Annotated in this window: 17 protein-coding genes and 1 pseudogene; 17 read left to right on the top strand and 1 reads right to left on the bottom strand. The window is 62.4% G+C overall.

The window, feature by feature from the left end; translation table 11 throughout:
• Positions 1–71: 71 nt before the first annotated feature.
• The 17 genes and pseudogenes from GX515_00325 to GX515_00245 all read left to right on the top strand — a co-directional run bounded on the left by GX515_00325 (position 72) and on the right by GX515_00245 (position 21,831).
• A complete protein-coding gene (locus tag GX515_00325) occupies positions 72–812 on the top strand; it encodes an ABC transporter permease (GenBank protein ID HHY31456.1) in 741 nt (246 codons plus the stop codon).
• A 281-nt stretch (positions 813–1,093) separates the two neighbouring features.
• Positions 1,094–2,812, top strand: a complete 1,719-nt coding sequence (locus tag GX515_00320) for an FAD-binding protein (GenBank protein HHY31455.1) — start codon at positions 1,094–1,096, stop codon at positions 2,810–2,812.
• A gap of 1,270 nt (positions 2,813–4,082) precedes the next feature.
• Positions 4,083–5,222: a succinylglutamate desuccinylase gene (locus GX515_00315; GenBank protein HHY31454.1), complete on the top strand. Its 1,140-nt coding sequence runs from the start codon at positions 4,083–4,085 to the stop codon at positions 5,220–5,222.
• A 154-nt stretch (positions 5,223–5,376) separates the two neighbouring features.
• Positions 5,377–5,982, top strand: coding sequence for a glycoside hydrolase family 5 protein (locus tag GX515_00310; GenBank protein HHY31453.1), 606 nt, complete (start codon positions 5,377–5,379; stop codon positions 5,980–5,982).
• Between the two features lie 44 nt (positions 5,983–6,026).
• Positions 6,027–7,328, top strand: coding sequence for a hypothetical protein (locus GX515_00305; protein HHY31452.1), 1,302 nt, complete (start codon positions 6,027–6,029; stop codon positions 7,326–7,328).
• 124 nt (positions 7,329–7,452) lie between these two features.
• Positions 7,453–9,189, top strand: coding sequence for a gamma-glutamyltransferase (gene ggt / locus GX515_00300; protein ID HHY31451.1), 1,737 nt, complete (start codon positions 7,453–7,455; stop codon positions 9,187–9,189).
• 374 nt (positions 9,190–9,563) lie between these two features.
• Positions 9,564–10,928: a TRAP transporter large permease subunit gene (locus tag GX515_00295; GenBank protein ID HHY31450.1), complete on the top strand. Its 1,365-nt coding sequence runs from the start codon at positions 9,564–9,566 to the stop codon at positions 10,926–10,928.
• 119 nt (positions 10,929–11,047) lie between these two features.
• Positions 11,048–11,227 carry a hypothetical protein gene (locus GX515_00290; protein HHY31449.1) on the top strand — a complete coding sequence of 60 codons (180 nt, stop codon included), beginning with the start codon at positions 11,048–11,050 and terminating at the stop codon, positions 11,225–11,227.
• Positions 11,228–11,502: 275 nt separating this feature from the next.
• The gene (locus tag GX515_00285) at positions 11,503–12,954 is read left to right on the top strand and encodes a HAMP domain-containing histidine kinase (protein HHY31448.1); all 1,452 of its coding nucleotides are present in this window, start codon (positions 11,503–11,505) and stop codon (positions 12,952–12,954) included.
• The gene (locus GX515_00280) at positions 12,930–13,781 is read left to right on the top strand and encodes a response regulator (protein ID HHY31447.1); all 852 of its coding nucleotides are present in this window, start codon (positions 12,930–12,932) and stop codon (positions 13,779–13,781) included. The genes GX515_00285 and GX515_00280 overlap by 25 nt, the downstream gene beginning before the upstream one ends.
• A gap of 254 nt (positions 13,782–14,035) precedes the next feature.
• Positions 14,036–14,467: a methylaspartate mutase subunit S gene (locus tag GX515_00275; GenBank protein ID HHY31446.1), complete on the top strand. Its 432-nt coding sequence runs from the start codon at positions 14,036–14,038 to the stop codon at positions 14,465–14,467.
• Between the two features lie 119 nt (positions 14,468–14,586).
• Positions 14,587–16,185 (top strand): annotated as a pseudogene (locus GX515_00270) (hypothetical protein).
• On the top strand, positions 16,176–17,633 hold the full coding sequence (locus GX515_00265) for a methylaspartate mutase subunit E (GenBank protein HHY31445.1): 1,458 nt from the start codon (positions 16,176–16,178) through the stop codon (positions 17,631–17,633). Before GX515_00270 ends, GX515_00265 begins: the two are co-directional and overlap by 10 nt.
• A 119-nt stretch (positions 17,634–17,752) precedes the next feature.
• Positions 17,753–19,090 (top strand): methylaspartate ammonia-lyase, encoded by a 1,338-nt coding sequence (locus GX515_00260; protein ID HHY31444.1) that lies wholly within the window; start codon positions 17,753–17,755, stop codon positions 19,088–19,090.
• Between the two features lie 60 nt (positions 19,091–19,150).
• Positions 19,151–20,527, top strand: coding sequence for a DUF1446 domain-containing protein (locus GX515_00255; GenBank protein ID HHY31443.1), 1,377 nt, complete (start codon positions 19,151–19,153; stop codon positions 20,525–20,527).
• Positions 20,528–20,535: 8 nt separating this feature from the next.
• Complete coding sequence (locus GX515_00250) at positions 20,536–20,880, top strand: DUF4387 domain-containing protein (protein ID HHY31442.1); 345 nt, start codon at positions 20,536–20,538, stop codon at positions 20,878–20,880.
• A gap of 30 nt (positions 20,881–20,910) precedes the next feature.
• Complete coding sequence (locus tag GX515_00245; protein HHY31441.1) at positions 20,911–21,831, top strand: alanine-tRNA synthetase second additional domain-containing protein; 921 nt, start codon at positions 20,911–20,913, stop codon at positions 21,829–21,831.
• A 50-nt stretch (positions 21,832–21,881) separates the two neighbouring features.
• Here GX515_00245 and GX515_00240 read toward each other — a convergent pair whose 3' ends face one another.
• On the bottom strand, positions 21,882–22,712 hold the full coding sequence (locus GX515_00240; GenBank protein HHY31440.1) for a MetQ/NlpA family ABC transporter substrate-binding protein: 831 nt from the start codon (positions 22,710–22,712) through the stop codon (positions 21,882–21,884).
• Positions 22,713–23,229: the final 517 nt, after the last annotated feature.

The raw sequence follows: 23,229 nt of genomic DNA, 5'->3' as shown, positions 1-23,229 counted from the left end.
TACGCCACGCGACGGAGAGTATCCTCCAGCTGCGGACGCGGATTTGACCTGACGCGGATTCGACCTGTCTTGTGTGGAGCGGACCCGGCGCGGCAAGCGCGGCCGTCGCCACCCGCGAGGCGTCTTTTTCACCGCCCAGCGCTGAACACTGGCTTGGTACTGACGCTCTGGGCCGCGACATTTGGAGCCGCCTTATCCACGGCGGGCGAGTATCTCTCGCGGTCGGGCTCAGCGCAACGCTCATCTCAGCCTTGATAGGCGTAGCCTTGGGAGCCATATCTGGGTATTACGGCGGCCCAACCGACATGGTGATCATGAGGCTCACGGACATCTTCATGACGTTCCCGTCTTTTCTCATAATGCTGACGGTCGCTGCTCTTGTGGGCCCTGGCCTGGGAAAGGTCATCGTGATAATCGGCGCCCTCAGTTGGCCCCCAGCAACCCGGCTCATCAGAGGGCAGTTCTTGTCGCTCAAGAACCGCGAGTTTGTCGAGGCTGCACGGGCCATGGGAGCGAGCGATTCGCGAATCATCATCAAGCACATCCTGCCCAACGCCATTCCTCCTCTTCTCGCTCAGATCACCCTTCAGGTGGGGAACGCGATCCTGACCGAGGCGGGGTTGAGCTTTCTGGGGATGGGGGTTCCCATGCCCACACCAAGCTGGGGTAACATGCTGGAGCCAGCGCGTACGCTCGAGGTTCTTCAATTGAGACCCTGGGTATGGATACCTGCGGCTGTCATGATCCTCCTTACAGTCCTGTGCATCAATTTCATCGGGGACGGGCTCCGCGATGTCATTGCGTCGCGGTAGCCGAGGTTCTCTGCGTCTTGTCTTGGTCTGCTGAGGTTGCTGGTTCTCTCTTGTGTTCCTGGGCCTTGGATTGCAGGTGATTGTCCTACGGGGCCTCGGGGCCCAGCTACCTCTCCAACCAGCCAGATCTTGGGTGGGGCGGCGTGCCCCGCTCGGGATGCCGTCCCCGCAATACGAGGAATGACTCGCGGCGGGCGTGCTCTCTGGAACCGGCGATTGCTTAGGGCAATTCGAGTATGCGTCGTGGCATTCAGACTGAGCCGCGGAACGGGGTGGTAGGGGTGGTAGGGAAAGTGATCGGCCGTGATTTCGATGTGGTGGTTGTGGGAGCAGGGGTCGCCGGCATCACGGCGGCGATCGCAGCCGCTGGAGAGGGCGCAAGCGTGGCCGTTGTGACTCGCGGCCGCCTTGGCAACAGCGGGTCGAGCTTCTGCCATCTCTCCCGAGGCTGGGGCATCTCGGCTGCGACCGGCGTGCAGGACCCCGCTGATTCTCCCTCAGAACACCTGAGAGACATCCTCGACGCTGCTCAGGGAATGAGCATTCCGAGGCTCGCAGAGGTGCTTGCGGATGAGGCTCCCGCACGCCTATCGGACCTCGCTGGAATGGGAGTCCCCCTCACTCCCGTGCGAGGGTGTCATTGTTTCAACCGCAGGGAACGTTCGGTGAGGGCATTTGATGTCAACATGACGCGGCAGGTCTTGGCTGATGCGGTGAGGTCCCGCAGGATCCACATCATTGAGGAGAGCACTGTTCTGTCGCTTCTAGCGTCGTCAGGACGCTGTGCGGGGGTCCGGGTTCTTGAGAAACAGAGCGACAGCGCATACGATATCTCTTCAGGCGCGGTCGTGCTCGCTAGTGGTGGAGGCACAGGCCTTTTCTCCTTCAATCTGGGGGACCCGTGCAACATCGGGTACAGCCATTACCTCGCTCTGCTCTCTGGGGCGACGTTGACCAACATGGAGTTTGTGCAGTTTGCGTTCGGGATCGCCTGGCCGGTTCCCGGCGCTCTCTTTGCCGAGGAGCTGTTCAGCCTCAGGCCCGTGTTGACGAACGGGCTCGGGGAGGATGTGACGTCAAAGCATTTCTCTGCGGACCAGTATGCCAAGCTGTGCGCTTTGCGTGCAACTCACGCTCCATATACGTGCGCTTGTCCGTCCTCGGCGATCGACAGAGCCATCTATGGCGAGATCGCGAATGGTCGGGCCTCTCGCCACGGCGGCGTGTCCCTACGGATTGCGCCAGCAACAGGTGGTGAGCCTCCCAAGAGCGGACTCGGCGAGTGGCTGGACTGGTTGCGTGGGATGGGAGCGGACTTATCTACAGGGGATGTTGAGATAGCTCCATTTGCCCAAGCCTTCAACGGCGGGATCGTCATCGATGAACACGGGCGGACGTCTGTCCAGGGCCTCTACGCGTGTGGTGAAGCAGCTGCGGGGCCTCATGGCGCTGACCGGGTCGGCGGGAACATGATTGCCTCGGCCTTAGTGTTTGGCACGAGGGCTGGCAGGAATAGCGCGCGCTACGCTGCTGAAACATGGCGTGCTGCGAAGGGGGGTCAGGGTGCCGCGGTGGCGCACTATGCGCCGGCGGGTGATGGCACGCCGACAGAGGCAAGACACCTGGGCAGGCTCAGGTCCATTATGTTCAAAGCCTGTTCCCTTGTCCGAGATGAAGACGGGCTCCAGCAGGCTATTGGCGAAATCGACTCGTTGACAAGAGATGGCGTCACTCAGAGCAACTCGTCTTGCCGAGGCATCACTCCTGCATGTGACGCGGTGTGTGGTGCCGCCGACAGTGCGCGCGCGAGCATGGACTTGCACGTGGCACTTACGGTGAGCAAGGTGATCTTGAGCTCGGCGTTGCTTCGGAGGGAAAGCCGGGGGAGCCATTTCAGACGCGATTTTCCACAGCCGGACGCGGCTTACGGCGGGCGGATCGAGGTGCGGATGGATCCCTCAGGCAACCTGACGTACACAGCACCGTGGCTCGGTCGATAGCGCACTGATCGGCGGGCCTCCATTGCGCTACGCATAGCACCTGCTGAGGGAGACATCCAACATCTGCCACGACGCGGTCACGTTGTGGCAAGGCGTTGAGAATCTGCCCACCCACGCGCCAAACACGAACGAGGCACGCCGTAAGTCCGGTCCCTTCGTGCGATCAGCCGCAATCCCTCCGAGTAGTCGGAAGCATTTCTGCACCCCACTTTGGAGCGTCCCTGCCGCGTCCCCGGCCGCGTTCAGTTGTCGGCTGTCGGCGGGGGAGGTGGGACCCCGCATAGCCGCAGCATAGGAAGAGGCGGACTGCCAAGTTACCGGAACAGGGCGTCGTACTCCGGGGCTCTATGGGCCGGCGAAGTCCGTGGGCGTGAGCACGAGCCTCTCCTCGCCGGCGGCGGCCAGGCTGGATGCCGGGGAAGAAGAAGCGGCCGCGCCGGGGCCGGGGCACTCTCGGCCGCCGGGTCCCCGTGCGCGGCCAGGCGACGAATGCATTCGGGTTCATTGTTGTCCACGGAGAAGTAGCCCGCTGGAAACCGTACTGCACGTTCCACGTGTAGCGATGCTGCGACTCGGGGACTCCCTTGTTCACCTCAAAGTAGACAAAGACTTCGGGATATCCGTACCACCAAGCCTTGCCCACTCCGGTCGGATTTTCCCTGGGCAGAGCGGGCACGGCCCAACACACGCTGCAAGGTCTCTCGTGCCGGCAGCGCTCGGGCGGTCGCGATGACGTCGCGGTCATCGGTGGGTCGGTGGCGGGCCCGATAGGTCCATGCGGGAAACATGAAAGAAAACAGGAAGACCCCGACGTCAGCCGCGCGCCGGTGTCCCGATGAGTCTACGCGGGAAATAAGAGAGAAAACAGGGATAGCGTGGTCTTTGGTCTAAATCTGCAAATGCAGATAACCGACCTGGAAAAGCAGTCGTCCATGCCAGCCTGCAGCTGGTCCCAACGGAAGGATGAAGATGAAGATGGCAGCCGTCGGCCACTTTCAAGGTAGTCGTCCATGGCGGCCAGCTGCCGTCGCCACCGAGAGGATGAAAGCGGCACCCGACTGCTGTTTTCAAGGCGGGAGTGTCCAAGAGCCCCCTGGGTGTGTTCGGGGCATATCGTAGGCATGGTGTGTCGGAGGTGTGTCGAAAGTTGTCGAGCTCCGAGCGAACCGGCGCAGGCGCGCACCCTAGCGCTACGCGTCGAGAACCTTTCCAGACAGGGGCGCATGGTTCATGGGCGGTGGGGACGCCGCTCAAGGGCGTGGTCATAATAATGTGTGCCCTTCTTGCCGTGGCCCTCTCGGCCTCGTGGTTCACCTCCGTGGGCGCCGAAGACCTCGAAGTGTACCCTTCGCCGTATGTCTCGCGGGTCACGTGGCTTTCCGAGTACAACCCGAACCTTGCGGGAACCGCCGGTGACACGAAGGTGCTCATGTACGAAGGGGACGAACCCGGAGGAACGCTCCTTGTCGTCGGTGGCACTCACGGCGACGAGGCTGCGGGCCCGGTGGCGGCCCTTGTGTTTGCCGAAAACGCCCATGTGAAGCGCGGTCGTCTCATAGTCATACCCTACGTCAATGCTTCGGGGTTTACCCATAATCTGCCGCAAGAGGCCCATCCACGGGAGTACCGCATCCCAACCCCGAATGGTGACCGCATCATGCCCTACGGAGCCAGGCTGTCGAACCCGGTACACCAATGGCCGGATCCCACCGTCTACGTTGAGCCCATCATGAGGCAAAAGCTTGCCGGCTCTGAATCCAGGAACCTCAACAGGGCATATCCTGGCCGCGAGAAGGGCCCCCTCACCTCCATGATTGCCTATGCGGTGATGGAGCTCATCCGGCGGGAGAACGTGGACGTGGCAATCGACATGCACGAGTCGTCCCCGGAATACCCGACCAACAACACCATCGTGGCTCACGACCGGGCCATGGACATAGCGGTCATGGCCAGCATGAACCTGGAATCGCAGGGAATCGAGATAAACATCGAGCAGTCGCCGCAAAACCTTCGGGGACTCAGCCACCGCGAGTGGGGAGACCATACGAACGCGTACGCGTTTTTGCTGGAGTGCCCAAATCCGGCTCAGGGAAGACTTCGCGGCCGCACCAATGCGCAGCTCGTCGTCTCCGGCAAGGACCCGATGTACGCGAAAGCGGCCGGGAGCGGCAGGCTTTATGTTCCCTATTCCGAAGAGGGGATCTCCCTTTCCGTTAGGGCCGGGCGGCATGTGGCGTCCGTGATGGCGATAAGCGCGGCATTCTCCATGGTGAATCCGGACCGGGAGATCGCCATAGAGGGCATTCCCAGCTATGCCGAGATAGTGAACAACGGTGTCGGCCAGTATCTGGCAGCCTCCAAAGGGCAGCGTCCGGCGACCCGCGATGTCGCGGAGGGGACGCGGCCGTAGGTGGGTAGGCGGGCTTGTTTCCTCATGCCAAAGCGTTGTGCCGCGCTGCTCGCGCCGATGCGACAGCGGGCGAAGGAAGGGGGGGGGAGGATTCCAGCGGTTCAGAAGGGCTTTCATATTGCATTGGCAGCACGAGTCGAAGGGAGTTGCGGTCATGTTCATGAGAGATTTGACTAAGAAGGATGGTTTCGTGGTGTTTGCTCTCGCCATGGCGGCGGTCGCTGCTTGCGCGTTCGGGTTGTGCTCCGATCGGTCGTCTGCCACTGCGGGCCCCCAGCCCGGCCTTCCCGCGGTCATTACCTCGGCTGGACAGAGCCCGGACGGTCTCGTGATCAAGGTGCTTCTCACCGACAAGCAGCGCGGGCCGCTCGCTGATTACAAGGCGCTTGCCAAGCCCGAGGACATAGCTGGCGCAAAGACTCTCATCGTCGCTGTGGGCGTGAGCTCAAAAGGCCTGGGTTCCGCAGGCGTGAACGTAGATCAGGAGATCGCTAGGGTCAAGTCGCTTCTCGAGACGGCAAAGAAGAATGGAATGTACGTGATCCTCGTCCACATGGGCGGAACCGCTCGCCGCGGCGCCAAGTCCGACGAGATAGCCCAGCTTGTTGCCGGTTATGCCCACAAGATCATCGTGCTTGCCGCCGGGAACGACGACGGCTTCTTCGACAAGCTCGGGCAGCAGCACAACATCCCGGTGTCCGTAGTGCAGGACCGGACCGCCGCCGGGGCAGAGCTCCTGAGCATGCTTTCGGCCAAGTAAGCCGGGCAAGAGACCACCATACGGACTGGAGCTGATCACACAACATGATAGGCACTATGCCGTTCACTGGCGTAACTAGGCGTGGTTATCGGAGGCGCGGGCTTCGGGAAGTCGAAGGCACGTGCGTCAGAGCGACCACGGTGAGGACAACGATCAGCAGGGCGACAACGGGCAGGGTCCGGACCTCGCCCGCGACCCCTGGCGTGTCGTGCGCCCTCGCCGCACGTCCCGGCCTCGTCATCGTGTTCGCGTTTGCGGCGCTGGCCACTATGATGGCGTGCAGCATCGCAGTTGCCGCAACTGGTGGCGGGCAGGACGGAGCCGGCGGAACGGGTGCAGTCGCCGCTGCGGACCCCGCGGGGACGACCGGCCTTGTGGCGCAAGCCGCGGTCTCGCATGACGTGCGTCCCGGATACGGGGTCACGAGGATAGGGTGGCTCTCAGACTACCACGCCCCGCTTCGCGGAACGCCGATGGATACGCCCGTTTACTACCTCGAGAGCGGAAAGCCCGGGCCCACCGCGGTCATCGTGGGCGGAACGCATGCCAATGAAATCGCCGGCATAATAGCGGCAACGATGATCGTGGAACGCGCCCAAGTGACCGCCGGAAGGGTCATAGTCGTGCCCCATGTGAACAACTCGGGTGCAAGCTATCCGGACACGCTTCACCCAGAGATAGGCTGGGTCAGGATCGACACTGCGAGCGGTCCGAGGTTCTTCAGGTACGGCGACCGCAGGACGAATCCTGCCCATCAGGGGCCGGACCCGGAGAAGTACGTTCACTATCCGTCGGGACAACAGTTCGAGGCCCCTGAAGCTCGCAACCTCGACCGGGTTTACCCGGGAAGGCCTGACGGCACGCCCACCGAGCAGCTTGCCTACAGCGTTCTGCAACTCATCAGCCGGGAGAACGCCTCGATCGCGATTGATCTTCACGAGTCAGGCGTCACCTCGAGGCTTGCGAACATGCTTGTGGCGAATCCGAAGAACCTGGACCTTGCAGTCATGGCGGCGCTCGACCTGGAAGCTCAGGGGATCATCATGAACATCGAGCCCTCGGCAAGCGACTTTCCCGGGCTTTCGCACAGGGAGTGGGGAGACCGCACCGGCGCGGCGAGCTATCTCATCGAGACTCCCAACCCAGGGCAGGAGGACGGCGTGGAGAAGCCGGACGTGGTGAATGATCCGGTGAATCCGCTTGCGAAGAGAGTTGGCACGCAGCTTGCCACCATCGAGGCGATATTCAGCGCGCACGGGGCGGCGTACGGCGAGAGACCGGAGTGGACGGGCGTACCCACCTATGCAGAGCTCGTCAAGGACGGAGTCGGAGCGTATCTCAGATAACGACTTCGACAGCGACTTCTGACTTCAAGGTGCCTCCTTGCCGAGGAGGCAAGTCTGCGTGGCACAGGCAGTCCACAAGTAACACAAACATCACAAACAAAGAACGGATGGGGAGGTTAGAGCAATGGCAAGACGGGTCACGAGACGCTTCGCGCTTGTATTGACGGTCCTGATGCTCCTGGGTCTCCTTGTAGCACAGGCCGGTCAGGCGGCCTCGACCACCGCCACCGTGCTCAAGGAAGTCCGGGCCCAAAACGGTATGGTGGCGGCGGCGAGTCCGATAGCGGCCCAGGTCGGCGTGGACATCCTAAAGGCCGGCGGCAACGCGGTTGACGCTGCGGTCGCGACAGCGTTTGCCATCGGTATCGTGGAGCCCAACGCCACCGGAATCGGCGGCGAAGGCATGATGGTCATATACCTTGCCAAAGAGGACAAAGCGATCGCCATCGATTACCGTTCCACGGCTCCGAAACTTGCGGCCGAGAAGTTCGCCAAGTCCAGAATGCCGTCGACTGGCTGGCAATCCGTGGCTACGCCCGGCGTTGTGGCGGGCCTTAGCGAGGCCTTGGAGAAGTACGGCACAATGAGCCTTGAGCAAGTCCTCGCTCCTTCCATAAAGCTTGCCGAGGAAGGGTTCCCGCTCAGCGAGACAGTTGCCCAGGTGGTTGAGGACAACTATGAGAAGATCCTAGCCGATCCGGGGCTTTCGAGAGTGTTCCTTGACAACCAGCTCCCGCCCGCCCCTGGGTTCATCGTGAAGAATCCCGAGCTCGCCGAGACTTTGCGGAAGATCGCGGCGGGCGGACCTGACGTCTTCTACCGCGGAGAGGTGGCCGACGCTATCGACAAGGCCATGAGGGAGAACGGCGGGCTTCTCACCAAAGAGGACCTTGCCGCCTATAAGCCTGTGACGAGATGGCCCGCGCGAGGGAACTACCGTGGCTACGATCTCATATCCGCTCCGCCGCCCGTGGGAGGCGCGACCGTAATAGAGGCTATGAACATCCTCGAGAACTTCGACCTCTCCTCTATGCCTTATACCAGCGTGCAAAGCATCCATGTGATCTCCGAGGCGCTCAAGCGTGCCTTCATGGATAACAGGGTGTATGTCGGAGACCCGGATTTCAGCTTCGTGCCGCTCCAGGAGATGCTCTCCAAGGACTACGCGAGGCTCCGCGCATCTGAGATCAGGATGGATCGGATGACTCCGGCGAAGGAGATCAAGCCCGGCGAGTTCGAGGAGGCGGCCGAGATCCTGGCCCCGACGGGCACGGAAGGGAAGTACGAGTCGCCCAGCACAACCCACATCTCCGTCGCTGACAAGGACGGCAACATGGTCGCTCTCACTCAGACCATAAGCTCCTTCTTCGGCGCGGGGGTGATGGTCCCTGGCACCGGCATCATCCTCAATAACGAGGTGTACAACTTCTCGACCGACCCGACTAGCCCCAACTGCATCGCACCTGGCAAGAGGATGAGGACGACGATCTCGCCGACCATCGTGTTAAAGGATGGAAAGCCCTTGCTCACAATCGGGACGCCTGGTGCCGGTCGCATAATCAGCACCATGACGACCCTGCTTGTGAACATCATCGACCACAATATGAGCCTCCAGGAGGCGATCGAGGCCCCGAGGTTCTATGTGCGGGACGGCAGCGACAGCTTCGAGTGCGAATCGAGGGTGCCCGCTGAGGTCCTTGAAGGCCTAAAGAATCTCGGGTATCCCATCGATGACTCTTCGATCAAGGCTGACTATGATCTCTACTTCGGTGGTGCCCAGGGCGTGATGATCGACTACACGACCGGCGAGTTTGTCGGAGCTGCGGACCCGCGCCGCGACGGTGCCGCGATCGGATACTGATCCGGTCCGGATGCTGCCGCGGGACCCCCGGGCGTCGCTTAGGGTCTCGACCCGAGCGAGCGCCCGGGGAGCGTGCCCGGGCAACGTAGCCGGTCCGGCAGGGGCGTGCTGCCGGTACCCGGGCCCGGAGCTTGGGACGTGAGGCCTCCAAGCCGACGGGAACCGGCAGCCGCCTGCTGCCTGATGTTCGCCCTTGCCGCGACAGCCCTCCATCTCAAGCTTTCTTTCGGCACTCCGATGGCTGGTGCGAGCGGTGGGAGCGGTGGCAGCCACTTCAGGCGCCCATACGCGCTCAGACGGCTCATGTCCTCGCCCGCGCGCTGCCATGAGGAACCACTACGAAGCACGAAGTACTTTCCGGAAGAGTGATGCACGTGGGTCCAGAAACACTGACCTTCATTATCATGATCGCCACGTTCCTCGTGTTGGGCACCGCCCTGAGGCTCCCTGCGGCGCTAGCCACAGCGGGTGCCGCTCTGGTGGGCCTTGTGGCGTGCGGCGAGGCGGCCTCGCTGCACCACCTTGTGGAGGGCGCGTTCGGGTATCTTGACGTCATAATCGTGATGGCGACCGCTATGGTGTTCATGAAGGCTCTCGAGGACGCCGGCATACTCGAGGAAATCTCCACGCAGATGGTGCGGAGGTTTGCCACGAGGCGTGTGCCGCTTGCGTTGGCCTCGATGATCCTCGTGATGCTGCCAGGCATGCTCACCGGTTCTTCTACGGCTGCGGCACTCACGACGGGGCGGTTCGTGCTTCCCGTTCTAGTGGAGTCCGGTTTCCCGCCGGTCAGGGCGGGCGCGTTCGTGGCTCTGGGCTGCCTGCTCGGGATGATAGCGCCGCCAGTGAACATCCCCGCGATGATCATAGGTTCCGGGATTGACATGCCTTACGTGGGATTCGACCTTCCTCTATTGGTGATGGTCGTGCCGCTTGCCATCGCGGCGACGCTTTGGGCGAGCGCGGTCCCGGCAGGTCAAGGTGGTGATCGCGGCAGTCGTGGTCAGGGCGGCACCGGCTCTCGCTGCGTCACGGGATGTGGCGGCGATGCGCGCCCTCGCCGCCGCGGAACGGACCGCCGGGAGGGGTCGCGAGGGCAGAGATGCGGTCAGGCTCTGAGGGGCGGGCTCGTGTACCTTCCGCTTGCCGTGGTGCTGGGACTCATGATAGTGGTCCGTGTTTCGAACGGCAGGATACCTGATCCTGGCCTGCCATTCATCTTTGCCGCGGGGACCCTCGTCACTCTCTTCTGCGGGAAGCGGTTCTCCCTCTGGAAGAGCGTAGTGGAGGGAGTAGGTCTCGCGCTGCCGGTCATGGGGATCTTGGTGGGAGCAGGGATGTTCGTGCAGGTGATGACGCTTTCGGGCGCCCGCGGCCTTTTGGTCACAGGTTCCCTGGACATCCCCGGGCGGTTCCTCCCGCTCGTTGCAGCCGTTGTGGTGCCCGCGTTCGGGGCGGTCTCCGCTTACGCGTCCGCCTCTGTGATGGGCATTCCGCTCGTGCTCGCCATAGCTTCGGGCAATGAGATAGTAACGGCCGCGGGGCTCTCGCTCCTGGCCGGGATAGGCGATCTCCTGCCACCCATCGCGGTGGTGCCCACCTTGGTGAGCCAGGCGGCAGGTAAGGGCGCCCGGCTTCGATCGAGTATAATAGCAGAGTCCATAGGTCCCGTGGTGGTATGTATCGCGTGGTCGGTTGCGGTGGCCTGGCTGTGGCCGCTGGTGGCGAAGGTTCTCTGAACACGGTGGGACTAATCTCCAGGCGCTGCCGTCCGCGGGGGAGATGGGATTGGATTCATCCTCAGCGGCCGTGCAGGGAGCCTGCTTGAAGGAAAACGACCCGTCAAGGGGGAAATAGAATGTCGAATTACGTCGACCTTGCTTTCGCGACCCCTCTTACGCCGCTTTACCTGGTGATTCTCGGGTCGATCGCGGCTGCGGTGGTGGCAAACATATTGCGAGAGCGGCGACTAGTGTCGCAGATCGTCGGGGGCATGGTGCTGATACCTCTCATCTTGCGGCTCTTGCTTGTAAAGTAGTCGTCCATGCCAGCCTGTGGCTGGCGCCAGTGAGAGGATGAAAACGTCACCCGACTGCCATTTTCAGGGTAGGGTAGACAAGTGGCAGTGGATGCATTGCAGAGCCGCGGCACTGGTTTGCGCTTGCCGCCTGCCGTTTATCGTTTGCCGGGTTCAGGCGCTAAGGCCCAGGGCTTCCGCCAGCGTGCCCCCCTGGGAGTCGGGCCTCCCGCAAGAGGCACCGCCACCGGCAAGACCGGCGCAAGGCCTTCACGCTGCAAAGGGTGATATCGGTCATGTGGTACGGCGCATCCTTGTTCGCGCTGTCTCTCTTGCTGCCCGTCTTCGTCAATTCGAACAGCCTGTGCCTTGTTTCGTTGCTCACCCGCGCACTGGAGGAGTCAGAGGTCGCCGTCCTCTTGGACGCATGTGTCCGCCTGGTGGTAATGAACACCCTCAGGGCGGTTCCCATATACCTCGGAGCCATGACCCTCGCGGACGTGATGAGGAGAGGGCAAAGGGGCGCGGGCCAGACGGGCGGCGCCGGCGCCCAGAGCGAGCGGAAGGCCGTCGTCATCAAGCGGGTCTGGGGGACATTCGGCTACATCCTTGTTCCGGTGTGCGTGGTCCCGCTGGTTTATTGGTTGATACAGCAGATCTACGGCATAACCTACGATTTCCGAATGCCAGCCGTCCTGAGCATACTCGCCGTGGTTGCGACGCTCGGAATAAGCGGGACCCGGGTGACGCGCAGTCGCTGGGAAGCAGTGGTGATAGTCACGGAGCTCTTGTTCGGGTTTCAGTGGCTCGACATCGTGCCGTTTCTGACAGGGCTTGGCTTCGGGCACGGCGAGCTCTCGTGGGATGTCAAGGCAGCGGCGGAGGTCCTTGGTGCTGCTCCGCTCCTCAACACGTTTGCGCTCATCATCGCCTCCGCATTCATAGCCAACGGCGTCATCACCGCGAAGTTCATGGTGGACTATCATGAGCTTTTGAGGCTGTCCGAAGTGGAGCGGGCGAGGTCGGTTGAGATCGAGCGCATGAAGAGCGAGGCGGCGCTCGCGAGGAATTACCGTGAGATGCACGCGCTGATGCATGACCTCCGCACGCCACTCACGACGATCCAGGGCCTGGCATCTGCGATGGCGGACTTTCCTAGTGGCAGCCCTGTGGTAGGCCGCCACGCACGACAGATATCCCTCGCTGCAGACCGCATGGACATGATGATAAGGGAGCTTATGAGCGGCGGCTTCATGAGAAGGCTCTCGGGGCGTGAGGTGGCTGACCGCCTCGCGGCGCACCTTCCTGAGGAGAAAACGGGCGGCAGGGTTAGAATTGAGGTCGGCGAAGCCCTGCCCGATGTCATGGCGAACGAGGTGCGCCTCGTCCGGGCGCTCACGAACCTGACCGACAACGCGATCGATGCCGGGGCGAAGAGCGTTACGGTGCGTTTCGACCGGTGCGGCGACGACCTGTCCATAATCGTGACGGACGACGGGGAGGGCATGAGCGCTGATGTACTTGAACGATGCTTTGAAGAAGGTTATTCTACCAAGGGCAGCACGGGGATGGGGCTTGCCTTTGTCAGGCAGGTCGTGACAGAGCACGGCGGAGCCGTGACGATAGACAGCTCGGAAGGGTTGGGGACCCGCTGCCGTATCGTGCTGCCTGGCGCCGATCCTGCGATGGCGCATGAAAGCCAACTGGTGGAGTGTGACGCGGGATGCCCGCAGGCCCGAGGATCCTAGCTGTGGATGATGACGAGGGAATCCTTTACACCCTCAGGGCCATCGCTGAGGTTGCGGGATGGGAGGCTACAACCGCCTCAAAGCCTGGGGACGCTGTGGGTCTTCTAGACGCCGGCGCGAGGTTCGACGTGATCGTCGTAGATTATCACATGCCCGATATGGACGGGGTGGCTCTCGTGAGAGCCATCAGGCAGCGCGATCCGTCAGTACCGGTGGTGGTTTTGACGGTGGACGAACGTCTTGCGCTTGCTGAAAGGTTCCGGGAGGCCGGTGCCGACGACTTTGCGGTGAAGCCCATCAAGGCAGCAGACTTTATCTCCAGGATCAGGGTACACCTGACGCCGGTGAAAAGGACCGCCTACGCACCTCACTCGCAAGGCGGCGATGCCAGCAGAGGCCGGAGCGGGAGCGAGAGCGGGAGCCGCAGCGCGAGTGCAAACGGGAGCGCAAGTGCAAGTGCCAGCGGGAGTGCCGGTGCGAGCGGGGGCGGGAGCGTGAGCGGAAGAGGGAGCGGCGGTGCGGGCAGCGGCGGCCCGGGTGGTCCGCAGGGGCCCGGCGGGCACCGCGCCGAGCATGCGTCGACGAGACAGGAGCTTCCCAAAGGCCTCTCCGTCCAGACCATGGAACTGGTGCTGAAAGCCTTGCGGGATGTGCCGCACGGGCGCTGGGTTGGGGCGGACGCCATTGCCACCCGTGCCGGCATAGCCTACCAGACTGTATGGAGGTATCTCGAAGCCCTCGAGAGGGAGGGCAGGGTGGAGGTGTCGCTTGACTACGGAACGAGGGGGCGACCGCCGAAACGATACCGGCTCAGGCCGGGCCCCTAAGTATGGCGCCATAAGTTCTCGTCTCCTTTCTTGACGGCGTCAGGGTTGCCGGTGTTGCGCTCCGGGGACGGCGCGCTTGCGGCGCGCCTCGTTCGAATTCGGCGCCTAAGACAGCCGAATTCTCCACGCCCCGTCGCGCAAGCACCGGCAACCCTGGGCAGGACTACCCCGCCGGAAAGTGGCGCGAAGTTTTGGCGACATAGTTAGACAATTCGGTTCAGCTGAAAAACGACTGTTGGGAGGGGCAATGATCGTTGTCTGATGTCAAGACAGTGGTGATCGGAGTCATCGGTGCCGACGTTCACGCAGTGGGAAACAAGATCATGGAGCGCATCCTCAGGGACGCCGGTTTCAAGGTGGTTAACGTCGGGGTGATGGCATCTCAAGACGAATTCGTACACGCGGCCATTGAGACGGACGCATCCGCGATAATCGTGTCATCTCTCTACGGCCATGGCGAGCTTGATTGCAGGGGGTTGCGCGAGAAGTGCATCGAGGCTGGCATCGGCAACATCCTCCTTTATGTCGGGGGGAATATCGTCGTTGGCAAGCAGGATTTCGAGGAAGTGAAACAAAGGTTCTTGAATATGGGATTCAACAGGGTATACCCACCTGGGACCCAAGTCGATGAGGCGATAGAGGATCTCAGAAACGATCTCGGGATCACAGCGACAGACCGGAAATAGAGGGGGAGGAGCGGCGGCGATTGGCCATCGGAGCGGTGGTCGGATATCGGCGTTCGGCTGCCGGGGACTGACATCGCTGGGCGGTGCGCCATACGCCAGCCGCGAACGTTTTGGCAAAATCAGGCGTTCTCACTGTCGATTTCGGAAGCACGTACACGAAAGTGGCGCTCATCGATATGGATGAATCGAAGTTGGCGGGCACGGCGATGGCACCCACCACGGTGAGCACCGACATAACCATCGGGTTGGCCGAGGCTATGGCGCAACTCGAGTCCAGAGTGGACCTTTCGGCATTTGAGATAAAGCATAGACTCGCGTGCAGCTCTGCCGCAGGTGGGCTACGGATGGTCGCCATCGGCCTCGTGCCCGACCTCACCGTCGAGGCCGCGCGTAGGGCGGCCTTGGGGGCGGGGGCCAAGGTTGTAGGCTCATACGGGTATGAGCTCACCGCCGAGGACGCGGCCGAGATTCGGAGCAAGAATCCGGACATCATCTTGCTCACCGGCGGAACCGACGGTGGCAACAAAGACGTCATCCTGAAGAACGCAACGACGCTTGCCTCATCGGGGGTGAACGCCCCGGTGGTCGTGGCGGGCAATCGCGTCGTGGCCAGCAAGGTGCGGGATATCCTGGCCTCCGCGGGCCTTGGCGTGAGGGTCACCGAGAATGTCATGCCGGAATTCGGGGTGCTCCACATAGAGCCGGTTCGAGAGACCATCCGCCAGGTTTTCATGGAAAGGATAGTGGTTGCCAAAGGCCTTGCCAAGGCAGAGGAGTTCGCGGGCGGGATAGTGATGCCCACCCCGGCCGCCGTCCTCAAGGCCGCCGAGCTCCTGGCGAGAGGAACGAGATCCCAGCCCGGCCTCGGCGATATCATCGTCGTGGACGTTGGTGGCGCGACTACGGATGTTCACTCCATTGCCAAGGGCGATCCCACGAAGCCCGGGGTCATGCTCAGAGGGCTTCCTGAGCCTTATGCCAAGAGGACTGTCGAGGGCGACCTCGGGGTGCGCGTGAGCGCGCTGGCGCTCGTGGAGGCTGTGGGCCCAGACAAGGTGGTGTCGCTGCTGGGCAGGGAGACAGTGATGGAAATCGCCGGCCGGCTTGGGTGCACGCCCGCGAGCCCGGAGCCGGGAGGCGGCGAGGGGGCCGCCGAGGTGGACGACGGAGAGGCTGCGGCGCTGGCTATCGGGAAGCGCCTCTCGGAGGAGACCGAGAGAGTCCCCGAGACGCCGTCCGAGAGGGAGCTGGACACCGTCCTCGCCATGCTGGCGTGCCGCGAAGCGGTTTTGAGGCACGTGGGGGTATTGGAGACGGTGTACACTCCGTTTGGGGCGACGTACGTTCAGAGAGGCAAAGACCTCTCGGCCGTCCTTGTGGTCATCGGGACCGGCGGGGTCATCGTCAGGAACGAATCGGCCTGGCGCATTCTCACCGAGGCTGTGGCGGAAAACGAGGCCGAGCTCACGCTCAGGCCCAGGAACCCGGGTCTCGCAGTCGACCGGGACTACATCCTCTCCGCAGCTGGGCTTTTGGCGCAGGTGGACGCGGACACGGCGCTCAAAGTGATGAGGTCCAGTCTCGAGTGGGTGCAACGCCCGGACCCGGCGGTCTCGTGGGCCGGCCAGCGCGGGCCGGTGAACCGCTCGATTCCGGCTGGTTCCAGGGAGATGTCGGGGCGGGGGCGGGAGGCAAAGGAGGCTCTCCAGTGGACGTAGTAGTAAATGAACGGCTTGATCCTGAGGTCTTTCGTATGCAGCGCTCTGAGGTCCTAAGCTCCTGGCCTACCGGGCAGGAAGTGGACCTTGAAGAGGCTTTTGAATTCCACAGGTCGCTACCTAAATCCAAGGTCTTCACTCAGAAACTCCGCGAAAGCGAAGAGAAAGGCATCACCCTCGTGCAGCCCAGGGCGGGTGTGGCCGTCCTAGAGAAACACATCGAGCTCCTCACGTATCTTCAAGACGAGGGCGAGGCGGATCTCCTTCCAACCACCATCGACAGCTACACAAGACAAAACAGGTACGATGAGGCCCAAGAGGGGCTCGAAGAGAGCAAGCGTTCCGGGCGGTCCATGCTGAACGGTTTCCCAGCGGTCAACTATGGCGTCGCAGCTTGCCGCCGCATAGTCGATGCCTTGAAGGTGCCGGTTCAGGTCAGGCACGGCACGCCGGACGCGAGGCTGCTGGCGGAGATCACTCTGGGGGCAGGGTTCACGTCCTTTGAAGGCGGGGGAATATCCTACAACGTTCCATACGCCAAGGACGTGCCCATTTCGCTCAGCATCGCTCACTGGCAGTACGTCGACAGGCTGTGCGGGCTGTACGAAGAGGCGGGAGCTCCGATAAACCGTGAGCCTTTCGGCCCGCTCACCGGGACCTTGGTCCCGCCTGCGATCTCCCATGCCGTCGGCATCATCGAGGCGCTCCTCGCGGCTGAGCAGGGGGTGAAGAGCATAACGGTGGGCTACGGCCAGCTCGGCAACTTGATTCAAGATGTGGCTGCGGTGCAAACGTTGCGCACCCTCACCAGGGAGTACCTCGATAGGTTCGGCTACGGCGATGTTCACCTGACCACGGTATTCCATCAATGGATGGGTGGGTTCCCCCAGGACGAGGCAAGGGCGTTCGGCGTCATCGCCTGGGGTGCGGCCGCGGCCGCGCTTTCGCATGCCACCAAGGTCATCACCAAGTCGCCGCACGAGGCAATAGGCATTCCTACCAAAGAAGCCAACGCGGCGGGGCTCAGGACGAGCAAACAGGTGATAGCCATGCTGCGCGATCAACGACTGCCTGAAAGCGAGGAGCTTGTCACTGAGCGCGACATGATCGTGAGGTTGACCCGCGCGATTATCGAGAGGACCCTCGAGATGGGAGACGGAGACATAGCTCGGGGAACAGTGAAGGCTTTCGAGGCCGGAACGATCGACGTGCCGTTCGCCCCTAGCAGGTATAATCTGGGCAAGGTGATGCCGGTCAGGGATGACAGCGGTGCAGTCCGGTTCCTCGATTTCGGGAATCTCCCGGTTCCGAGCGAGGTCAGAGAGTTCAACGATGCAGCGCTGGCGAGGCGCGGGAAGCACGAGGGGCGCGACCCAGGATTCCAGATGGTGGTCGACGATATCTACGCTATCGGAAAAGGCATGCTTGTCGGAAGACCGCGGCGCTAGAAAGACAGCTCGAACTTGCGGTGATGTGTGCAGGGCAGGGTCCCGTGCACGAGGATGAGCATGTGTGATGTGTGGTTTGCAGGTACGAGAGTATGTGATCAATGAGAGGGCTGCATGCAATGGGCACGAGAATCGTTGATGTGATCGCCTCAGCGGGAAAGACTGGCTTCTATTTCGACGACCAAAGGGCCATCAAGAAAGGCGCATTCCAGGACGGGTTTGCCTACGTGGGCGAGCCTGTGACACCGGGGTTCACGGCGGTCAGGCAAGCGGGCGAGTCGGTTTCGGTGATGCTTCTCTTGGATGACGGGCAGGTCGCCTTTGGCGACTGCGCCGCCGTCCAGTATTCGGGAGCGGGAGGCAGGGACCCGCTCTTTCTCGCGTCGGACTTCATGCCGGTGATAGAGAGGCACATAGCCCCGAGGCTCAAGGGGCTAGAGGTGTCGGAGTTCCGCGCGTTGGCGGATGAGTTCGACAAGATCACGGTGGACGGACGGCGTCTTCACACCGCCATTCGCTATGGCGTGACCCAGGCCCTCTTGGATGCGGTAGCCAAAGCGAAGCACATCACCATGGCCGAGGTGATATGCTCCGAGTACGGCCTTCCGATAAACCTCTCGCCGGTCCCGATATTCGTCCAATCAGGCGATGACAGGTACATCAATGCCGACAAGGCCATTATCAAGCGCGCGCAGGTGCTGCCGCACGGTCTCATAAACAACGTCGAGACCAAGCTCGGCTCGAGGGGCGAGAAGCTCCGTTCCTATATCGAGTGGCTTCGCGATAGGGTAAGAAAGCTCGGCGGCGAGAACTACCGTCCCGTGCTCCACGTGGATGTGTACGGCACCATAGGGATGGCGTTCGAGAACAACCTCCCGAGGATAGTTGAGTACCTCAAGACCCTTGAGGAGGCGGCCGCGCCGCTCAAGCTCCGTATAGAGGGCCCGGTGGACGTGGAGAACAGGGAGGGCCAGATGAAGATCCTTGCGGAGCTTACCAGCATGGTGCATGACAAGGGCGTGGGCGTGGAGATCGTGGCGGACGAGTGGTGTAATACTCTTGAGGATATCCGGGAGTTCGTGGATGCCCACGCTGCGGACATGGTGCAGATCAAAACCCCGGACCTAGGTGGCATCGAGAACATCGTCGAGGCGGTCCTTTACTGCAGGCGCAAAGGGGTCGGCGCGTATCTCGGCGGCACCTGCAACGAGACGGATAGGTCCGCCCAGGTGTGCGTCCACATCGGCATAGCCAGCAGGCCCGACCAGATCCTCGCCAAGCCGGGCATGGGCGTCGACGAAGGCTTCATGATAGTCTACAATGAGATGCAGCGCACCCTGAGGCTCATAGAGGCCAGAATCAGGGCAAGGGTGAGGGAATGCGCGGCACCGGCACCGGCGGTCCCGGCCCCAGCCCCGAGCCCGGCCGCCCCGGTGGCCGTGGTGCACGTGGGGTAGACCGGTAGGCTCACGGGGTGTTGAAAGGGGCAGCTTTTTGAGAGGGGGAGTATGGACAAGATGAGTCCGGCGAATCGAGACGAGATCACGGTTCTGTCGGTGGCAGGCATCCTCGGATATGGCTTTCCCGTGGAATCATTCAAGAACGCCGTGGACGGGGGGGTGGATTGCATAGCTTGTGATGCCGGCAGCACCGACCCGGGTCCGGCTTATCTCGGAATGGGGAAGTCGTTCACCACGAGGGCGGCAGTCAAACGCGACCTCAAACTCATGATCGAGGCCGGCGTTGAGAGGCGGGTGCCGGTGCTCGTGGGCTCCGCAGGTGGGTCGGGTGCCCGTCCTCATGTGGAGTGGAACCTCGACATAGTGGACGAGATCGCCCGGGAGCTTGGCAGGCGGCTGAGGGTGGCGGTGATCTGGGCCGACATTGACAAGGCTACGGTGAAGAAGGCCCTTGCGCAGGGGCGTGTGAGACCCCTCGGCCCGGTGCCACAGCTCACGGAAGAGGCCATCGACGCGACCACGCACATCGTGGCCCAGATGGGTGTCGAGCCCTTCATCAAGGCCTTGGAAGGCGAGCCCGATGTGGTCATCGCGGGGCGGTCCTACGACCCGTCGATGTTCGCGGTGATGGGGATCATGAGGGGATACGAGAAAGGTGTCGCCATGCACATGGGCAAGATCCTGGAGTGCGGGGCCATAGCGGCTGTGCCCGGCAGCGGGAGCGACTGCCTCGTCGGCCGGCTGGGCCCGGACTACTTCATCGTCGAGCCGCCCAACCCCAAGAGACGGTGCACCACGGTGTCGGTCGCAGGCCATACCCTGTACGAAAAGTCCGACCCCTATCGTCTCCCCGGCCCCGGCGGCATGATCGACCTTACCGAGTCCAGGTTTGAGCAGATAAGCGAGAGGGCCGTCAAGGTCACGGGCTCGAAGTACGTGCCGTCGCCCGTCAAGACATTGAAGCTTGAGGGCGCCCGGAAGGTGGGCTACAGGACCGTGTCGATCGCCGGCACCCGCGACCCGATCATGATAAGACAGATCGACTCGATAATCGAGGCGGTCAAGGAGGAGACACGGACGAAGCTCACGAGCGTTGCACCGGAGGACTACACCATTATCGTCCACGTATACGGAAAGAACGGCGTTATGGGGAGCCTGGAGCCGGTGAAGGAGACCGCCTCCCATGAGCTGGGCATAGTCATAGAGGCGATCGCCCGCACCCAGGACGAGGCCGATGCCGTGTGCGGGTTCGCAAGGTCGACGATGCTCCACTACGGATACGAAGGCCGCAAGGCTACCGCGGGCAATCTCGCGTTCCTCTATTCGCCGTCGGACCTCAGGGGCGGGGAAGTGTACGAGTTCTCCATGAACCACCTCCTCGAGGTGGACGACCTTGGGGCGCCGTTCCCGATCGAGTTCAGAGAGATGGGGTGATGGTCTCTATGAGTGTGAAGCTGCCTGAAGTATGTGATGTCATCCGGAGCAAGAACTCCGGCCCCTTTGAGCTGACACTGGACATGATATTCTCGGATTTCGAGACCTATAGGCGGGCAAAGGCCGCGAGGCTCATAAACGAGGAGCTCATAGCCAAGCTCTACGGCATCACGCCCGAGAAGGTCCTTGGCGTCATCTACTTCGATCCCGCTAAGGCCATCAAGGCTACGATCGCACGTGCCCTTCCGTGTGGCTCCCCCGGGGACACCGACGTGTACGGCGCGCAGCAGCACGCGCCACTCCTGGACATTGACGTGCCGGACGAGATCGCGGGCGTAAGAAGCCAGCCATAGCTGGCATAACTGGACAGCGGGTGGACGGTCATGGAGATAACCCTCGATAGAGCCATTTACCACGCGCCCAGGGGCAAGAGGCGGCTGATGCACCTGGCGAGCCTGGTCGCCCAGAGGTACCTTTCTCCGACCGACAGGCTCATAGGCGTGATCGGCGACGCCGGAGCGGGAAAGTCGCTCCTCGTCAGGGGCATGTTTCCTGGGCTCGTGCTCACCAACGACGATGACGGTATATACGTCCGTCCCGCCCCCGTCCTGGAAGACGCCCGGCGCGGCAAGTTCGACAGCCACACATACCATGTGGACGCCAGGCTTGAGTGCGCGTTTGCCCAGCCATGGCAGGTCGGAGAGGCGATACGGGCAGCCGTCACCGCTGGCAAGAGGGTTGTTGTGGAGCACTTCGACCTGGTATACCCCTCTGTGGGCTCCAACGCAGAGCTCCTCATCGGCATCGGGGATGAGGTCCTGGTCACACGCCCCTGGGTCTTTGGGCCCTACCCTCACGAGATAGCGGAGGTCGTGTATCGCTCACTGAAGTACCGCAAAATGGCCCACAGCGCCGAGGACCTCACCGCAATCGTCTTCATGGACTTCGGCTACAAGCTGCCGGAGTTCCATTCCGACGTATGGAAGGGCTATGTCATGGAATTCAGGGAGCGCCCTGACATAGACCTAGACGCGATCGAGGCAAGGGTCCGCGAGTACATCCGGCGGGATGTCCCCATCGCCCAGGTGGACGACGAGCACATACGCATGGGAGATCGCGTCATCAGTTGTTCGGGCCCGCGCATTCACGTGTCGTCAACCGGCGAGATCAAGGGCTTCAGGATGGAGAAGGAGATCCTATATGACCGCTTAGCTGATCACTACCTCATCGCCGGCTTGGTGGGCGACGAGGACGGAGGCGAGCATCCCGGAGCGAGCCGTCAGTGGGTGGGGGCGGGGGCATGAGCGAGCCCAGTCCCACCGGGACCGCCGCCCCCGCCCCGGTCGGACCGTTGCTAGAACTCGAGTCCGAACGCCGGGACCACCGACCCAGGGTAGGTCTTGTTGATGAACTCGGCCACCTGCGGGGAGGTGAGCGCCCGTGCGAGCTCCTTGAGGGCCGGGTTATCCTTGTCGCTCGTCCTTACGGCGAGCACGTTCACGTACGGGGACTGGCTGTCCTCGATGAACAGGGCATCCCTTGTGGGAACGAGCTTGGCCTCGAGCGCGAAATTGGAGTTGATGACCGCGAGGTCCAGGTCCTCGAGGGACCTTGGAAGCTGTGCCGCCTCCAGCTCAACTATCTGGAGGTTTTTCGGATTCGACGTGATGTCGAATTTGGTCGCGGTGATCCCGGCTTTGGGATCGAGCTTTATCAGGCCTGCCCGCTGCAAGAGCAGCAAGGCGCGCCCACCGTTCGTGGGGTCGTTCGGGATGCCGACCTTCGCCCTGTCCCTCAGGTCCTTTATATCCTTGATCTTCTTTGAGTACGCGCCCATGGGCTCTATGTGGACCTTCGCGATGTAGGTGATGGCTAGCCGCCTATCGCGGGCGAACTGCTCGAGGTAGGGGACGTGCTGGAAGAAGTTAGCATCGATATCGCCCTCAGCGAGCGCCAAGTTCGGGGTGACGTAGTCGGTGAACTCGACTATCTCAAGGGATATCCCCTTCGCCGCGAGCAGCGGCTTGACTTGCTCGAGGATCTCCGCGTGTGGCACGGGCGTTGCGCCCACCCTGAGCTTGATGGTGCTCGCGCCAGTGCCAGCACCTGCGCCTGCCGCGCCCGCGCCCGCGGCGCTGGCTCCGAGCGCACATGCGTAGGCCAGCGCGAGTGTAAGCGTGAGCATGAACAGAAATGCGAGACGCAGTGCGAGGGCAGGTTTGAAGCCCAGGTGCCTAGTGATGCGCCCGTTAGATTTGTTTGTACGCAAGTTGTTCGTGTGCGAGCTCGTCATGTGTATCAACCTCTCTCCTCATTTCGTCGAATCCTCAAGTTGGCTTTTCTCAAAGCCGGACCCGAGGAGCATCCGCGCCCACGAGCCGCGAGCGACGGGTGGATGGGCGGGCGCGTGTGGGTCCTCCTTCGGGACCCTTCTGCGAGCTGCGACCCCGCGGGTTCAAGCACGCAGCGCGGATTTGCGCACGGCCGGTGTCCGAACGGGCCGCCGCAACCTCGCGCTGCACTAGAGCGGGCGGGTCGCGCGCCGGGACGCCGGAGTTACCGTCCCGCTCGGACGCTCTGGCGTCCGGGTGGCCGGGCGCGGCACGCCGGGCCGGGCAGGGTGCTCTCACGAGATCTGGCCCGTAGTTGCGTCGTTCCTCGATATCTGACCGCACCTCCTTTCCTGGTGGTTATGGCCCGCC

The sequence above is a fragment of the Bacillota bacterium genome, assembly GCA_012842395.1.
Taxonomy (GTDB): domain Bacteria; phylum Bacillota; class SHA-98; order UBA4971; family UBA4971; genus UBA6256.
This window is presented reverse-complemented; position numbering and strand designations above follow the sequence as displayed.

Coding starts and splice junctions, on each gene's coding strand:
- GX515_00290 (HHY31449.1), top strand. CDS start 11,048: ATGTCGAATTACGTCGACCTTGCTTTCGCGACCCCTCTTACGCCGCTT.
- GX515_00245 (HHY31441.1), top strand. CDS start 20,911: ATGGAGATAACCCTCGATAGAGCCATTTACCACGCGCCCAGGGGCAAG.
- GX515_00285 (HHY31448.1), top strand. CDS start 11,503: ATGTGGTACGGCGCATCCTTGTTCGCGCTGTCTCTCTTGCTGCCCGTC.
- GX515_00250 (HHY31442.1), top strand. CDS start 20,536: ATGAGTGTGAAGCTGCCTGAAGTATGTGATGTCATCCGGAGCAAGAAC.
- GX515_00310 (HHY31453.1), top strand. CDS start 5,377: ATGTTCATGAGAGATTTGACTAAGAAGGATGGTTTCGTGGTGTTTGCT.
- GX515_00260 (HHY31444.1), top strand. CDS start 17,753: ATGGGCACGAGAATCGTTGATGTGATCGCCTCAGCGGGAAAGACTGGC.
- GX515_00255 (HHY31443.1), top strand. CDS start 19,151: ATGAGTCCGGCGAATCGAGACGAGATCACGGTTCTGTCGGTGGCAGGC.
- GX515_00315 (HHY31454.1), top strand. CDS start 4,083: ATGTGTGCCCTTCTTGCCGTGGCCCTCTCGGCCTCGTGGTTCACCTCC.
- GX515_00240 (HHY31440.1), bottom strand. CDS start 22,712: ATGCTCACGCTTACACTCGCGCTGGCCTACGCATGTGCGCTCGGAGCC.
- GX515_00280 (HHY31447.1), top strand. CDS start 12,930: ATGCCCGCAGGCCCGAGGATCCTAGCTGTGGATGATGACGAGGGAATC.
- ggt (HHY31451.1), top strand. CDS start 7,453: ATGGCAAGACGGGTCACGAGACGCTTCGCGCTTGTATTGACGGTCCTG.
- GX515_00305 (HHY31452.1), top strand. CDS start 6,027: ATGATAGGCACTATGCCGTTCACTGGCGTAACTAGGCGTGGTTATCGG.